Here is a 14,714-nt window from a genome sequence, read left to right on the forward strand (position 1 = left end):
CTGTTAAAATGGGAGGTAGCGCACCTCGGTGCACCTGCGGGAGATGTGGGTTGTGACGACCCACCAGTTGCCCTGCAGTATTGATGCTTTGGCGGTCCAAGTGGCCCCCTGCGCCGTTCGCATCCCCCTTCAAACGTTGCCGACTGCGACGGAGCGCTGCCGCGCTTCGTGAGCGGTCAAACGCGTGCGAGCGGTTCTGGCATCGGCCCGCCGACAGGCTGGAGCGGAAAAGGGAGGAATACGATGGTCAGAAAATTTCTTTTCTCCGCAGTCCTCGCGCTGTCGTCGCTGATAGCGACACACGCGTTGGCCGACATAACTGTGCTCGTTCCCTCGGGAAGCGAGGGCGACGGCCTGAGAGCCGCTGCCGCCGACTATGCAAAGCTGAAGGGCACCAAAGTCGAGATCGTTCAGGCGCCCTATAGCAACGTTTTTGAACAGGGGGCCAATGCCGGCCAGACCAAATCGGGCGCCTTCGACATCGTATTGATGGATGATCCGTGGATTCCATTCTTCGCTGAGAACGGACACTTGGAGGACCTGACCCCATATTTCAAGAAGGCCGGGCTCGAAGGTCCGGACAACGATTTCCTGTCAAAGTCTCTGGCAGTCTGCCGCAATCCCTATAACAAGGGCCCCTATGTATGCCTGCCCTATGTCGGAAACGCGCAGATGTTCTTCTATGACGCCGCCAAGTTCAAGGAAGCCGGCGTCGCGACACCAAAGACCTGGAACGACGTGCTCAAGGCAGCCAAGGCACTCTCCGAAAAAGGCGGCGGTCGCTATTTCGGTTACGTCTTCCGGGGTGGCCAAGGCAACCCCGTCGTCGCCGACTTCATGCCGATCTTCTGGTCGTACGGCGCCGACATGTTCAACGGTGACCGGACAAAAGTGACGATCGACACGCCCGAAGGTGCCGCCGCGATGAAGACCTTCATGGCGCTGCGCGACGTCTCGCCGAAGGGTGTCGAGAGCTACAACGCCAACGAGGTCGGCCAGGCCCTGGCCGCGGGCACTGCAGCCTCGTCGATCAACTGGCCGAACTGGGTCGCGACTTTCGAAGACCCCAGCCAGTCGAAGATGGTCGGCAAGATCTCCTACTCGCCTATCCCGGCGGGCACCAAAGCGGGCAGCTCGGAAATCGGCCACTGGACGATGGGCATCATGGCTGCGGCTAAGAACAAGCAGGAGGCCTTCGACTTCATGCTGTGGGCGACCTCGCCGGAACAGATGAAAATCTCGGCCGAGCGCGGCAACCCGCCGGTGCGCAAGTCGATCTTCACCGATGCCAGCCTGACCAAACAGGAAAAATTTCGGCATTATCCAGTGCTCATGCAAGCGATCGAAGCCTCGACGCCGCGTCCGCGCCATCCGAAATGGCCCGAGATCGAGAACGCATTCGGAATCGAACTTTCCAAAGCCGTAGCTGGCACGGAAACGCCGGAGGAGGCGCTGAAGAAGTCCCAGGCGGCGGTCGAAGAGATAACCGGCATCAAGTAGCTGCCGCATTGTGATTTGAATGGAGCGACATCGGTGATGTCGCTCCATTTTTGCCGGGTCAGCCTCAGGGTAAGCACAAGCGCATCCGCGCCGGCTTTGGCTCTCGGGTTCGCCATGCTATGATTGACCGATATGACGGATAGAACTTCCGATGACCGTCTCTGTCGGTGCGAAGTTCGGAAATTCGTTCGAGCGGTGGTTTGAGCTCCACCTCCGGGTACTGATGCTTGCGCCAGCCATGCTCGTGCTCCTGACGCTCACGATATTCCCGTCGATCTATATGATCGTTGCGGCAGCAACACGGATCAGCCCGAATCCCGACCTGCCCTGGCAATTTGCCGGTGCTGACAATTTTCTGCGGCTTCTCACCGACGAGCAGTTTCACGTCGGCTTGTGGAACACGCTGGTGTTTACCGTCTTCGCTGTCGGCACCGAGTTCCTTCTCGGCCTCGGCCTCGCCTTGCTGCTCGACCGATATATCCGGCGCCTGAATTTCCTGAAAACGATTCTGATGTTGCCGATGATGCTGCCGCCGATTGCGGTCGCGATCACATGGAAGCTCATCTATGAGCCGCAATTTGGCGTGCTCAATGAGATCATGTTCCGGCTCGGCCTGCCTCTCCAGGCCTGGGCCGGCGACGTCAGGCTCGCCATGTTCTCAGTGATCGTCGCCGACGTCTGGCAATGGACGCCGTTCATGTTCCTGCTGATGCTTGCCGGGTTAGCCAGCCTGCCGGACGAGCCCTACGAGGCAGCAGCGATTGACGGCGCCTCCGCCTGGCGGCAGTTCTGGGATCTGACACTGCCGTTCCTGAAGCCGGTCATCGCCATCGCGCTTCTCTTGCGCATCATGGACGCGCTGCGGCTCTTCGATCTCGTCTTCATCTTGACCGGCGGCGGCCCCGCCGACCGGACCAAGACGCTCAGTCTCTACATTTACCAGGTGGCGTACCGCTTCGCCGACCCCAGCTATGCGGCCGCCATATCGCTGTTCGTGCTGTTCACGACTGTCGCGTTCAGCACCTGGTTCATCAAGCGGATGCGGCTTGCCGACTAGAGGGTCCATGGCGCACCGGCGAAAGAGCATCGGAATCCAGCGCATCGCCGCCTATGCGACGATCGCCGTAGCGCTCGTGATCACCCTCTTCCCGGTCTACTGGATCGCAGCCAATTCGTTCAAATACGACATCGATATCTTCTCGATACCGCCGCAATGGGTCCCCGCTAATCCGACATTGAAGCACTACCACGCCGCTTTCGTTGAGCGGCCTTTCCTGATCTACGCATTGAACAGCCTGATCATCGCGGTCTCGACGACGCTCGTCTCGGTCGTCTTTGGCTCACTGGCTGGTTATGCGCTCGCCCGTTTCCAGTACCCGGGCAGATGGCGCTACCAGATATCCTTCTGGATCCTGTCGACGCGCATGATGCCGCCGATCGTGACGATTATCCCGCTCTACATCGCCTTCAACCATCTCAGCATGCTGAATACCAAGCCTGCGGTGATCATCGCCGACACGGCGTTTAACCTGCCTTTCGCGACTTGGATGATGAAGAGCTATTTCCAGGACCTGCCGGTCGAGCTCGAGGAGGCGGCGATGGTCGACGGCGATACGCGATGGGGCGCGTTCCTGCATGTCGCCTTGCCCCTCGCCCGCCCTGGGCTTGCGGCCACCGCCATCTTTTGCCTGATCATTTCATGGAACGAGTTCCTGCTCGCCCTTATCCTGACCCTGACCGAACGATCGCAGACGTTACCGATCGGCATTGCCGGGCGCGTCACCCAGTACAACACCTATTGGGGCGAGATCAGCGCCGCCGGCTTCACCGCCTGCATCCCGATCATGATCTTCGCCTTCGTCGTCCAGAAACACCTGGTTCGCGGCATCTCGTTCGGCGCGGTCAAGGGGTGAGCCATGGCCTCGGTCGTCTTCAATGGCGTGATCAAGAAGTTCGGCGCATTCACTGCGGTCAGCGACCTCAATCTTGAGGTGCGCGACAAGGAATTTCTCGTCCTGCTTGGACCTTCGGGCTGCGGCAAGACCACGACCATGCGCATGGTCGCTGGCCTCGAGGAGGTTACTGCCGGAGCCATCTTCATCGGCAGCGACCGGGTCAACGACGTACTGCCGAAATATCGCGATGTTGCGATGGTCTTCCAGTCCTATGCGCTCTACCCCCACCTCAGTGTCGCGGATAACATCGGCTACCCCTTGAAGATCCGGAAGGTGCCGGAGGACAAGCGGCGCCGGATGGTCATTGAGGTGGCACGCCGGGTCGAGCTCGACGGCCTCCTCGACCGGCTGCCGAAGCAGCTCTCTGGCGGGCAGCGCCAGCGCGTCGCACTGGCCCGCGCCATCATCCGCACACCAAAGGTCTTCTTGATGGACGAACCGCTGTCCAATCTCGACGCCAAGTTGCGGGTCCAGATGCGGGCCGAACTCAAGCACCTCCAGCACGAGCTTCAGGTGACGACGATCTACGTCACTCATGACCAGATCGAGGCGATGACACTCGCTGACAGGGTGGCGGTGATGAACAAGGGCGTGATCGAGCAGCTCGGCACGCCGAGGGAGATCTACAACGACCCGCGAACCCTCTTCGTCGCTGGCTTTATTGGTTCGCCGCCGATGAACCTTATCGAGGGTGAGGTGAAAGATGGTGTCTTCACAAGCCCCGGCGGCATCAGGGTCGACGGCTTTGGGAGCGCGAGCGTTGCAAGGGCTGTGCTCGGCGCTCGCCCGGAGGACATCCACGTCCTTCCCGCCGCAAGCGCAAACGCCAATGTCGCCGCCCCGATATATTCGGTCGAACTGACCGGCGAAAACACGCTGGTCACCGTGCGCGCCGGAGCGACCTTGCTCACCATTCGCGCCGACAAGAACTTCGTGGGCGACTTCGATCAGATCGTGAATGTCGGCTTTGCGCCCGAACAGGTGTTCCTGTTTGATCGCCAGAGTCAGGGACGTGTCGATTTCTAGAAAGCTCCTGGCCGTCGCGGCACTCATATGGGCCGGAGCCGCCGCGGCCGACGATGATGTTATCGCGGACAACCCGCTTGTCGAAATACCCGGAGGTTCGTTCGTCTTCGGCAACGACATGGGCAATGAAAATGAGCAGCCGCAGCACATCGTCAAAGGCCGGGCCTTCGCCATGAACCAGACCGAGATCACCAACGCGCAATACCGCCGCTTCGTCGCGGCGACGGGCCATCGGGCCGCCTTCTACGACCGGCATCCAGTCCTGGGCCTGCCCGATCACCCGGTCGTCGGCGTCAGCTTTGCCGATGCCGAGGCGTTCTGCGCCCACTACGGCCTGACGCTGCCATCCGAGCAGGAATATGAGCGCGCGGCACGCGGGCCGCGGGGAGCGCGCTTTCCCTGGGGCGATGCGCCCGTAGACGCGGCACGGGCCAAATATGGACGCGACGCTTGTTGCGATGGTGATGACACTACGGCGCCGGCCCGATCGTTTCCGCTAGGGGCAAGCAGGGAGGGCCTGCTCAACCTGGTCGGCAATGTGTGGGAATGGACCCGCGACTTTTATGCGCCCTACGACGGCGAAGCATCGCCCGAAATTGCCAGAAAGTATCGGGTGCTTCGCGGTGGCGCGTGGAATAGCGACCCCACCCGCCTGAGCACGACCTACCGGCTTGCCTACGACCCGGATTTTCGCTTCGCTGCCAATGGAGGCTTCCGATGCGCGCGCTCATCGGATTGATCGCCCTTTCGCTCGTGATTGTCACAACAGACGGGGTGGCGGAGCCGAAGGCGGCGCCAGGATACAAAGTCGAAACCGTGCAAATGCCGGGGGCGATCTTCGCCGGTCTTGCACGCGACGGCGATGCCCTTCTGGTCACGGACCTCGCCGACGGCCGCCTCTACAGGTACACTCAGAACGACCGTTTCATCGCTTTCGGGCCCGTCTTGCCGCATGGCACCGACGTCATGGGCGACCCGACCGGGCCGTATCGGGTCGAGCGCCGTGGCAGCGGCTATCTCGTCGCCCAGGGCTGGACGCCGGCGAACCATGACGAAGGCCCCGACGACCACGCGATGCTCGAGGTCGACGAGGGCGCCGTCACGAAGGTCGTCAGCAACGACTTCTGGAACCCGTACGACTTCGCCGTGTCCGGTGACTCGCTCTACGTCATAGACGCCGCGCGAAACTCCGTCGAACGCCTTTTGCTCAACGGCAGCGACCGGACACAACTCTTCGCCTTCGCTCGGCTGAGCACCAGCGGCCAGTCCCTTACGGCCTTGTCGCCGACCGAGTTCGGCGACAAGCAAAAATACGAGTTCGACGCGGTTCCAACCGGCCTCGCCGTGCATGGCGGCCGGCTTTACGTCTCCCTGTTTGGCGGGTTTCCCTTCGTTGCCGGCAGTGGCCAAATTATCTCGCTGCCGCAGGCCGGCCAAACAAGCGTCGCCCGCATCGACGCCGTCAGCCTAAATGCTCCGGTCGATGTCGTTTTCGAAAAGACGGGAGAGATGCTGATCCTAGAGCACGGCACTTTCGATCAATCCCGTGGATGGGCTTCCGAAAGCGGAAGGCTTCTCAGTGTGAACCTGGCATCAGGAAAAAGGCAAGTGCTTCTCGACGGTCTGACCCGCCCGGTCGACGTGCTCCCTCTCGACAACGATGGTATCGTCATCTCGCAACTGGACGGGAAGCTCGTCTTTCTCAGACAGGCAGGACCTGCCCAGTTGCACCCCTAAAATCTCCGATCGATGCGTCGCTGACGCTACGGGAATGTACGCCAGCGCCGGCGAGTTGCCGAGATCTATAGATCCAATGCGTCGGTGCACCAGCAACTCGTAGGAAGGAGGAGTCTCCCAACCGGCACTCCATGGGCGCTGCTAGGCTCAGCGGACCATGCGTATCTAAAATATTACCACCGCTCTCGACCAACGTCATCCATCAATCGGACAGAAGGTGGGCTTGGTGCTTTTAGGGTATTGGTGGTGGAATCCCAATCGATTGCAAACAGAACCGAGAGCGTCCATCTGCGTTGCCGGACTTTCCGGAAGCCGTTCGTGCGCAGGCACGCACGACATAGATCTCCAAAAGCCGAGCGGACGATCGAGGGCCGCGATGTCGGCGGCAGCCGGCCCAAAAAAAGTCCGTTTCAACAAACGATTTCGACAACGGCGCTGTATTGGCGGTAGCCTCGGCGGCCCACCGTAAGTCAACTAAATCAAAGCGATATGCGAAGGTTCGCCACCTTGGACTTGGCAAACCGAAGAAAGAAACTGGCGCTAAATCATTGATAAATAACGACAACGATAGGCCCGGAGGATGTATTCATACCTTTGTTTTTTCGACTTTTCGTGGGCCAAAATCAAAACTCTTCCCGTATCATTCCGTATCGTTTCGCGGCCTGAGGCTCAAGCTCCAGCCGTTCGGCCGCTCCCCGCCGGCTCTGCAGGCCCTTGCAGGCTAAATTTTAAAGGGACGCTCGGCCAGGACGGCAAGCGGATCTGGTCGCACCGCGGCCTAAACTAATGCATGTCGCCCAAAAGTGCGCAGCGGTTTTGGGCGACATGCATCAAGACAAATACTTAGAGCGCGTCGCCTGAATCCGCTTCAGCGCGACGCGCTTCAGGCCGCACTCGACGTGCATCGGCAGACTTCGTCTCCGATATCCATACCGGCGTCGTCGTCTGCCGCCCTTCCGTGCCGCCTCAAAGCCCCGTTTCAACCGAGCCTGACCTGTTACGGATCAGCAAGGCTTTCCGAGAAGTGCGCCGCGCTCTCCAATATGAGTAGTCAGTTTAGCGCAGCGCCAAGCCTCGATAATCTTGAGAAAAATCCGATACTAGGGCACAATTTGTGAGCGGAAGTGGACAGCTATCTCAAGTCCGGCCCTGTCGCGCCGAGCGACAGTTCGTGTCGGAGGAGCGGCGTCGATGGATCAGGGGTTCTTTCTTCTGTTCGCTGCGGCGTCCGTAGTCGCGGCTCTGACCTTGGTCCTGGCGCGGAATCCAGTTCACAGCGCATTAGCGCTGATGGCGTGTTTCCTGCAGATATCGGCGATCTTCGTCTTGCTGGAGGCGCCGTTGCTCGCGGTCATCCAGATCTTCGTCTATGTCGGCGCGATCATGGTCCTGTTCCTGTTCGTGATCATGATGATTGATGTACGCGAAGCGGTGTTGCAGCGGTTCTTGCCCGGCAGCAACCTGCCTGTTCTGGTGCTGCTCGTCCTGCTTGGGGTCGAGATGCTTGTTTTGGTGCTCAGGAGCGACCGCTTTTCGGTCGCCGAGCCCGTCGCAATGCGCACCGGCGGTGAGGTCAGGCAGCTCAGCACGACGCTTTTCGCCGACTATCTCCTGCCGTTTGAAGTCGCCTCCGTCATCCTGCTGGCGGCCCTGGTAGGCGCCATCGTGCTGGCGCGGAAGGAGCCGCGGTGATGGTGCCGCTCTGGTGGTACATCGTGCTCGGAGTTGTCCTGTTCGTGATCGGAGCAGCAGGCGTGCTGCTCAGACGCAATATCCTGGTCGTGCTGATGTCGCTGGAACTGCTGCTCAACTCGGTCAATATCAATTTCATCGCTTTCGGGCATTACTACGACGACTTCCGCGGGCAGATTTTCGCAATCTTCGTCATCGCAATCACAGCGGCGGAAGTCGCCGTTGCCCTCGGCATCTTGGTCGCCCTCGCGAGGAACAAGTCCACTCTCAAGGTCGACGAAGTGACCATTTTGAAAGGATAGCCGGTGATTTCGATCCGGCCGCTGCTTGCCATTGCCGTCGCAGTTCTGGCGGCCCTTGCAGTTCTCCTTCTAAACAAACGCGAGAAACTTCGCGATGCCGTCTCGCCGTTGGCCGCGATCGCCATGTTCGCAATTGTCGCCTCAATGGCGCCCACGGTGCTGGCGGGCGGGACAGTCGATTTGCGCCTTTTCGAGATTCTGCCGGGGATCGACTTCGCTTTCCGTGTCGATGCGCTCGGTATGGTGTTTGCCACCGTCTCGTCGCTGCTGTGGATCGTGGCGTCGATCTATTCCATCGGCTACATGCGGCACTTGAATGAGCATGCGCAGACCCGGTTCTTCGCCTGCTTCGCCGCCAGCCTCGCGGCCGCCGCCGGGGGCGCCTTTGCCGCCAATCTGTTCACGTTGGTGATCTTCTACGAGGTGCTGAGCCTCGTTACCTATCCGCTTGTCTACCACCACGAGGACGAGGAGGGATGGACTGGCAGCCGCAAGTACCTCGTCTATTTGATGGGTGCGTCGAAAAGCGTGCTCCTGGCCGCACTTGCGTTGACTTACCAGATTGCGGGGTCGCTCGACTTTGTAGCGGGAGGACTGCTGGCGGGGGCCAACGCGTCAGCGTCGCTGCTAACCGTCGTCTATTTCTGCTACCTCTTCGGCTTCGCCAAGGCCGCGGTGATGCCCATGCACGCATGGCTGCCTGCGGCGATGGTGGCGCCGACACCGGTTAGCGCGCTCTTGCATGCGGTGGCCGTTGTCAAGATGGGTGTGTTCTGCGTGCTGCGCGTGGTGTTCCACGTCTTCGGCGCGGGGCTGGTGGGCGGGCTGGGACTCGGCATCGCCACGGCCTATGTGGTCTCGTTCACGATCCTGATGGCGTCCATCTACGCCCTGACGCGGGACGACCTGAAGGCACGGCTCGCCTATTCGACGGTCAGCCAACTCTCCTACATCGTGCTGGGCGCGGTTCTGCTGTCGCCCGCCGCGATGGTAGGCGGGATCATCCACATCGCGGCGCATGCATTCTCGAAGATCACTCTCTTTTTCTGCGCCGGGTCGATCTACTGCGCGTCTGGCAAGCGCAACATCAGCGACATGGCCGGCATCGGCCGCAGGTTGCCTTGGACGATGGGGGCGTTCTTCGTCGCCTCGCTCAGCATGATCGGAGTACCGCCGGCCGCGGGCTTTATCAGCAAGTGGTATCTGGCGCTCGGCTCGGTGGAGGCCGGGGAGACCCCCTTCCTTATCGTGCTCTTGGCTAGTTCGGTCCTGAACGCCGCCTATTTCCTACCAGTCAGCTATGCGGCTTTTTTCGGGACGGAGGCGCAGGAATGCCCGGCGACCGTTCGTGAAATTCCGATGCTAGCGCTCCCGCTCGTCGCGACCGCCATCCTGTCGGTGGCGATGGGCATCTACCCGGACTATTTCCTCGCCCTGGCGGAAAGAGTCGTCAGATGATCAAGCGTCTCGTCGATTTCTTTGGCGATGAGAGACATGCGAAAAGGCGTCGCCGGCTATTCTATCTGGTGCTCGTCCTGATCGTCATCGCCGACTTTCTGGTCTTCCGCGAACACGCCGAATACCTGTGGGAACGGCTGCCTGGCTGGTCTGCCCTCTATGGCTTCGGCTCCTGCGTGCTTCTGATCTTCGTGTCCAAGTTTTTTGGCCATCAGTGCGGGCTGATGCGGCGCGAGGACTATTATGACTGACTTCGTCCATCCCGGCCTGCTGTTCATTCTCGGCGCGCTTCCGATTCCCCTTTTAAATGGGTCTGTCCGCAAGGCCTATGTGCTGCTGATCCCGACGCTGGCGATCCTGGCCGTGCTCACGATGCATCCTGGCGGCTACGGCGCGGCGCGGTTCATCGGGCAGGAAATCATTGTTGCGAAGGTCGACAAGCTAAGCGTCCTCTTCGCCACCGTTTTCAGCATCATGGCATTAATCGGCATGGTCTATGCGTTGCATCTCACGCACGCAGGACAGCATGTGGCGGCTTTCATCTACGTCGGCAGCGCGCTCGGGGTAGTGTTCGCCGGCGACTACCTGACCCTGTTCCTTTTCTGGGAGGGCATGACGTTTGCCTCTGCCTACCTGGTCTTTGCCCAGCGCGGCGAGCAGGCTTTCGGCGCAGGGTTCCGCTACCTCATGGTCCATATAACCGGCAGCGTTGCCCTGCTCGGCGGCATCATTCTTCATGGGGTCGCCACAGGTTCGTTGCTCTTCGGCCCGATCGAGGGCGGGCTGGGCTTCGCCACCTGCCTGATCCTGGTCGGGTTCTTGCTCAACGCTGCGGTGCCGCCACTCAACGCCTGGCTGACCGACGCCTACCCGGAAGCGACCGTCACCGGGGCGGTATTCATGAGCGCCTTCACCACGAAGACCGCCGTCTATGTGCTGGCGCGGGCATTTCCGGGGACCGATCTTCTTGTCTGGCTTGGCACTGTGATGGCGCTTTACGGGGTCATCTACGCGGTGCTGGAGAACGATTGCCGGCGGCTCCTGGCGTATCACATCGTCAGCCAGGTGGGCTACATGGTGGCGGGCATCGGCATCGGGACCGAGATGGCGGTGAACGGCGCCGTCAGCCATGCCTTCGCGCATATTCTCTACAAGGCACTCCTCTTCATGGGTGCGGGTGCGGTGATCCACGTCACAGGGCGGCGCAAGCTCACCGAACTCGGAGGGCTCTACAAGACCATGCCGGTAACCCTTGCGCTGTACATGGTTGGCGCCTTTGCGATCTCGGCATTCCCTTTCTTTTCGGGCTTCGTCACCAAGTCGATGGTGGTGGCCGCCGCCGGACAGGATCATCGCGCGCTGGTGGTGCTGGCGCTGACGATGGCATCGTCAGGGACGTTCCTGCACACCGGACTCAAGCTCCCGTACTACATGTTCTTCGGCACGGACCACGGGCTGGAAGCGCGAGAGCCGCCGCGCAACATGCTGGTTGCGATGGGCATCGCGGCGGTGCTCTGCATTGCGATCGGGGTGTTCCCCCAGACGCTCTACGCACTCCTGCCGCATCCGGTCGACTTCCAACCCTACACCGCCGTACATGTCACCGAGAGCCTCGGCGTGCTGATGTTCACGGCCTTGGGCTTCGTCATGTTTCTAAGGGCGCTCGACCCCGAGAATACGATCAGCATCGACACCGACTGGTTCTACCGCATGGGCGCGCGGCGCTTCATGTGGCTCGCCGAAAAACCGCTGGCGCGCTACGAGAAGGCGGTGAGTGATGTGTCCGAGACCGCGGCGCTGCCCTTTCTGCACGGGTTGGCACGGGCAGGACTGCGGATCGATCTGCACGGCGTGGACGCCTTCGTGAATGGCGTAGCCCGCGCGATCCTGCTCGGCGGCGGGAAGCTGCGTCGGCTCCAGAGCGGCGTCGTGACCCATTACGCGCTGGCGATGATCGCCGGTGTGATCGCGGCTATCGCTGTATTCGCTGTGGCATGGCGGTAGGGGGCGCGATGACGGTCCCTTTGCTTAGCCTGATCGTGTTCACGCCGGCCGTCGGGGCAGCGGCGCTGATGTTTGTCCGCGGCGACGATGTCGTGCGGTGGATGGCACTAGGTGTCACCGTCCTCGACTTCGCGTTCTGCATCGCCATGCTTGGTGGCTTTGACACCTCTACCCACGAGATGCAGTTCACCGAGACACGCCAGTGGGTGCCCGCGCTAGGGATCACTTACGCACTTGGTATCGACGGGATCAGCGCACCCTTCGTGTTCCTGACCGCGCTGCTGGGCTGGATCTGCGTGCTTGCCTCATGGGTTGCGATCGACCGCAAGGTGAAGGAATTCATGGTCAGCCTGCTGGCCATGCAGGCGCTGACGCTGGGCGTGTTCTGCGCGCTGGATCTGTTCCTGTTCTACGTCTTCTGGGAGGCGATGCTTATTCCGATGTACGTGATCATCGGCGTCTGGGGCGGTGACGGCCGGATCTATGCAGCGTTCAAGTTTTTCCTCTACACGCTGGCAGGCAGCCTCATGTTCCTGATCGGTGTCATCGTGCTCTATTTCCAGGGTGGCGAGACTTTCGACATCCGCGCCCTGATGGCGCAGGATTTGCCGTTCCAGATTCAGTCATGGCTGTTCTTCGCCTTCCTGATCGCCTTCGCGGTCAAGGTGCCGATGGTCCCGGTCCATACCTGGCTCCCGGATGCTCATGTACAGGCGCCGACGGCCGGCAGCATCATCCTCGCCGCCGTGCTCCTGAAGATGGGCGCCTACGGGTTCCTGCGATTCTCGCTGCCGATGCTGCCCCAAGCATCGGTGCATTATTCCACGCTGATGCTGGTCCTTTCTGCAGTCGCCATCGTCTACGGCGGGTTGCTCGCCTTGGCGCAGGACGACCTGAAGAAGCTGGTGGCCTATTCCAGCATCAGTCACATGGGCCTGGTGACGCTTGGGATTTTCACGCTGAACCTCCGTGGGCTCGAGGGCGGCATCCTGCAGATGTTCAATCATGGCGTGACGACAGGGGCATTGTTCCTGGCTGTAGGCCTTATCTACGAGCGGACCCATACCCGCAGCATCGCGGATTATGGCGGCCTGATGAAGGCGGCGCCGGTCTATACGGCGTTTCTTGCACTGTTCGCCCTGTCGTCGATGGCGCTGCCGGGAACGAATTCGTTCGTGGGCGAGTTGCTGGTCCTGTCAGGCGCGTTCGCAGCCAACCTCGCTGTCGGCGCCGCTGCCGTTGTGGGGGCGTTGCTGGGAGCTGCCTATCTGCTTGGCATGTATAGGAAAGTCGCGCTTGGTCCGGCCAGCATCGGCATGCGGTACAAGGTTCGCGACGTGAACGCCCGCGAGATAGCGGCGATCCTGCCGCTAGCCGTCTTGGTTGTCTGGATCGGACTCTATCCGAAGCCCTTTCTCGAAATCATCGACGCCTCGGTGAAGCATCTACTGGCGCAGGTGCACGGTAAGGGGGGCGCCCAATGACCGCCGCCGCTCTTTTCCAGTCGATTCTGGCGAGCCTGCCCGAGGTCGTCGTGATTGCCGGGGCCTGCTTCCTACTGATCCTGGGACAGTTTTTGCGGAAGGGGCAGCAGCACCTCCTGGTCACGGCTTCAGTCGCGATCGTGCTGATTGCCGCCTTTGCAACACTCATGTTGGCGGGTGAGGTGCGGCCGGCCTACTCGGGTATGTTCATCGCCGACCGCTTCGCGATCTTCTTCAAGGTCGTGTTCTACCTGATCGCCGTTCTGACATTTCTTCTTTCGCGAAAATATGCCGAGATCGAAGGGATCGGGAGCAGTGAATACTATGTACTGTTGCTCTTGGCGCTTTCGGGAATGATGATCATGGCCTCGGCGATCGACCTCCTGTCGATCTATGTAGGCCTCGAACTTATGGTGCTCTGCACCTATGTGCTGACCGGCTTCCTGCGGCAGCAGCAGCGGTCGAACGAAGCGGCGCTGAAATTCGTAATCCTTGGCGGGGTCTCGACCGCGATTTTCCTCTACGGCGTTTCGCTGATCTACGGGCTCACCGGCACAACGCAGTTGGACAGGATGGCTACGGCGGTGACCGGAAACCCGCTCGATCCCGGATTGCTCCTGGCTGTGGTTTTTATCGTCGCAGGGCTGGTTTTCAAGGTCGGCGCGGTGCCGTTCCATATGTGGGTGCCGGACGTCTATGAAGGGGCGCCGACGACGATCACCGCCTTCATGTCGGTGGGGCCTAAGGCAGCGGGGTTCGCTGTGATCCTGCGGGTGTTCCTCAACCCGCTGGTCGCCGCGTCGAATGTCTGGATCATCGTTGCCGTCATTGCGGCAGTGACGATGGCGCTCGGCAGTTTCGTGGCGCTGGTGCAGGACAATTTCAAGCGCCTCCTGGCCTATTCCAGCATCGCCCACGCCGGGTTCGCCATGTTCGGTGTGGCGGCCGGCGGTGCGGACGGAGTGGCCAGCGTGATGCTCTATTTGCTGATCTATGCGTTCATGAACCTCGGCATATTCGGCGCCATCATCATGATGCGGAACGGCAACTTCTCGGGCGAGGTCATCGAGGACTACGCCGGTTTCGCCAAGTCGCATCGCGGGCTGGCGCTTCTGATGCTGCTTTATCTGTTCTCGTTGGCCGGCATTCCGCCGACTGCCGGGTTCTTCGCCAAGTTCTACGTACTGGTCGCGCTCGTCGAGCGTGGCTTCATCGTGCTGGCAGTGATCGCGGTGCTGCTGAGCGCCGTTGCCGCCTACTTCTACATCCGCATCGTGATGGTGATCTACATGCGCGAGCCGGAGGGCGCGTTCGACCCGGCGCTGACGCCCGCGGTCGGCGCCACACTTGCCTTCACTGCTGCCGGCACCGTTGGCATCGGCCTGTTTCCGGCGTTATTTCTGAGGCTTGCGCAACATGCCGCAGTTGGCGGCTGACCGATTGGATTTGCAATGATCCGGCCGACGGAATACTCTGGCGGCGCAAGAAAGGAATGCCCAAGTTGCTTCCCAGGGCGCCCGTGTCACCGATCCCGAAGGGGTCGGTAGCGGCCTGAG

At 60.9% G+C, this 14,714-nt stretch carries 13 protein-coding genes; all 13 read left to right on the forward strand.

Annotated features, from left to right (window positions below; genetic code table 11):
* The first annotated feature begins 243 nt into the window (after window positions 1-243).
* The 13 genes from EJ071_RS35105 to EJ071_RS35165 all read left to right on the forward strand — a co-directional run bounded on the left by EJ071_RS35105 (window position 244) and on the right by EJ071_RS35165 (window position 14,594).
* Entirely contained in the window at window positions 244-1,500 is a 1,257-nt protein-coding gene (locus EJ071_RS35105; protein ID WP_126101940.1) for an ABC transporter substrate-binding protein, read from the forward strand.
* 151 nt (window positions 1,501-1,651) lie between these two features.
* Window positions 1,652-2,557, forward strand: a complete 906-nt coding sequence (locus EJ071_RS35110; protein ID WP_126101941.1) for a sugar ABC transporter permease — start codon at window positions 1,652-1,654, stop codon at window positions 2,555-2,557.
* Between the two features lie 7 nt (window positions 2,558-2,564).
* A complete protein-coding gene (locus tag EJ071_RS35115) occupies window positions 2,565-3,413 on the forward strand; it encodes a carbohydrate ABC transporter permease (RefSeq protein WP_126101942.1) in 849 nt (282 codons plus the stop codon).
* Between the two features lie 3 nt (window positions 3,414-3,416).
* Entirely contained in the window at window positions 3,417-4,481 is a 1,065-nt protein-coding gene (locus EJ071_RS35120) for an ABC transporter ATP-binding protein (protein WP_126101943.1), read from the forward strand.
* Window positions 4,447-5,220, forward strand: coding sequence for an SUMF1/EgtB/PvdO family nonheme iron enzyme (locus EJ071_RS35125; protein ID WP_245460090.1), 774 nt, complete (start codon window positions 4,447-4,449; stop codon window positions 5,218-5,220). The genes EJ071_RS35120 and EJ071_RS35125 overlap by 35 nt, the downstream gene beginning before the upstream one ends.
* Window positions 5,199-6,218 (forward strand): ScyD/ScyE family protein, encoded by a 1,020-nt coding sequence (locus EJ071_RS35130; protein ID WP_126101945.1) that lies wholly within the window; start codon window positions 5,199-5,201, stop codon window positions 6,216-6,218. Before EJ071_RS35125 ends, EJ071_RS35130 begins: the two co-directional genes overlap by 22 nt.
* 1,191 nt (window positions 6,219-7,409) lie before the next feature.
* Window positions 7,410-7,910 carry an NADH-quinone oxidoreductase subunit J gene (locus tag EJ071_RS35135; RefSeq protein ID WP_126101946.1) on the forward strand — a complete coding sequence of 167 codons (501 nt, stop codon included), beginning with the start codon at window positions 7,410-7,412 and terminating at the stop codon, window positions 7,908-7,910.
* Window positions 7,910-8,212: an NADH-quinone oxidoreductase subunit NuoK gene (gene nuoK / locus EJ071_RS35140; RefSeq protein WP_126102850.1), complete on the forward strand. Its 303-nt coding sequence runs from the start codon at window positions 7,910-7,912 to the stop codon at window positions 8,210-8,212. Before EJ071_RS35135 ends, nuoK begins: the two co-directional genes overlap by 1 nt.
* A 3-nt stretch (window positions 8,213-8,215) precedes the next feature.
* On the forward strand, window positions 8,216-9,670 hold the full coding sequence (locus EJ071_RS35145) for a monovalent cation/H+ antiporter subunit D family protein (RefSeq protein WP_126101947.1): 1,455 nt from the start codon (window positions 8,216-8,218) through the stop codon (window positions 9,668-9,670).
* A complete protein-coding gene (locus EJ071_RS35150; protein ID WP_126101948.1) occupies window positions 9,667-9,921 on the forward strand; it encodes a hypothetical protein in 255 nt (84 codons plus the stop codon). The genes EJ071_RS35145 and EJ071_RS35150 overlap by 4 nt, the downstream gene beginning before the upstream one ends.
* A complete protein-coding gene (locus EJ071_RS35155; RefSeq protein ID WP_126101949.1) occupies window positions 9,914-11,674 on the forward strand; it encodes a Na(+)/H(+) antiporter subunit D in 1,761 nt (586 codons plus the stop codon). Before EJ071_RS35150 ends, EJ071_RS35155 begins: the two co-directional genes overlap by 8 nt.
* 8 nt (window positions 11,675-11,682) lie before the next feature.
* Complete coding sequence (locus tag EJ071_RS35160) at window positions 11,683-13,158, forward strand: NADH-quinone oxidoreductase subunit M (protein WP_126101950.1); 1,476 nt, start codon at window positions 11,683-11,685, stop codon at window positions 13,156-13,158.
* Window positions 13,155-14,594 (forward strand): NADH-quinone oxidoreductase subunit N, encoded by a 1,440-nt coding sequence (locus EJ071_RS35165; RefSeq protein ID WP_126101951.1) that lies wholly within the window; start codon window positions 13,155-13,157, stop codon window positions 14,592-14,594. The genes EJ071_RS35160 and EJ071_RS35165 overlap by 4 nt, the downstream gene beginning before the upstream one ends.
* Window positions 14,595-14,714 lie beyond the last annotated feature (120 nt).

Origin of the sequence: Mesorhizobium sp. M1B.F.Ca.ET.045.04.1.1 (assembly GCF_003952465.1) — a bacterium.
Taxonomy (GTDB): domain Bacteria; phylum Pseudomonadota; class Alphaproteobacteria; order Rhizobiales; family Rhizobiaceae; genus Mesorhizobium; species Mesorhizobium shonense.

Excerpts from the sequence above, each read along its gene's own strand:
- EJ071_RS35105 (WP_126101940.1), top strand. The coding sequence starts at position 244 with ATGGTCAGAAAATTTCTTTTCTCCGCAGTCCTCGCGCTGTCGTCGCTG.
- EJ071_RS35110 (WP_126101941.1), top strand. The coding sequence starts at position 1,652 with ATGACCGTCTCTGTCGGTGCGAAGTTCGGAAATTCGTTCGAGCGGTGG.
- EJ071_RS35115 (WP_126101942.1), top strand. The coding sequence starts at position 2,565 with ATGGCGCACCGGCGAAAGAGCATCGGAATCCAGCGCATCGCCGCCTAT.
- EJ071_RS35120 (WP_126101943.1), top strand. The coding sequence starts at position 3,417 with ATGGCCTCGGTCGTCTTCAATGGCGTGATCAAGAAGTTCGGCGCATTC.
- EJ071_RS35130 (WP_126101945.1), top strand. The coding sequence starts at position 5,199 with ATGCGCGCGCTCATCGGATTGATCGCCCTTTCGCTCGTGATTGTCACA.
- EJ071_RS35135 (WP_126101946.1), top strand. The coding sequence starts at position 7,410 with ATGGATCAGGGGTTCTTTCTTCTGTTCGCTGCGGCGTCCGTAGTCGCG.
- nuoK (WP_126102850.1), top strand. The coding sequence starts at position 7,910 with ATGGTGCCGCTCTGGTGGTACATCGTGCTCGGAGTTGTCCTGTTCGTG.
- EJ071_RS35150 (WP_126101948.1), top strand. The coding sequence starts at position 9,667 with ATGATCAAGCGTCTCGTCGATTTCTTTGGCGATGAGAGACATGCGAAA.
- EJ071_RS35155 (WP_126101949.1), top strand. The coding sequence starts at position 9,914 with ATGACTGACTTCGTCCATCCCGGCCTGCTGTTCATTCTCGGCGCGCTT.
- EJ071_RS35160 (WP_126101950.1), top strand. The coding sequence starts at position 11,683 with ATGACGGTCCCTTTGCTTAGCCTGATCGTGTTCACGCCGGCCGTCGGG.
- EJ071_RS35165 (WP_126101951.1), top strand. The coding sequence starts at position 13,155 with ATGACCGCCGCCGCTCTTTTCCAGTCGATTCTGGCGAGCCTGCCCGAG.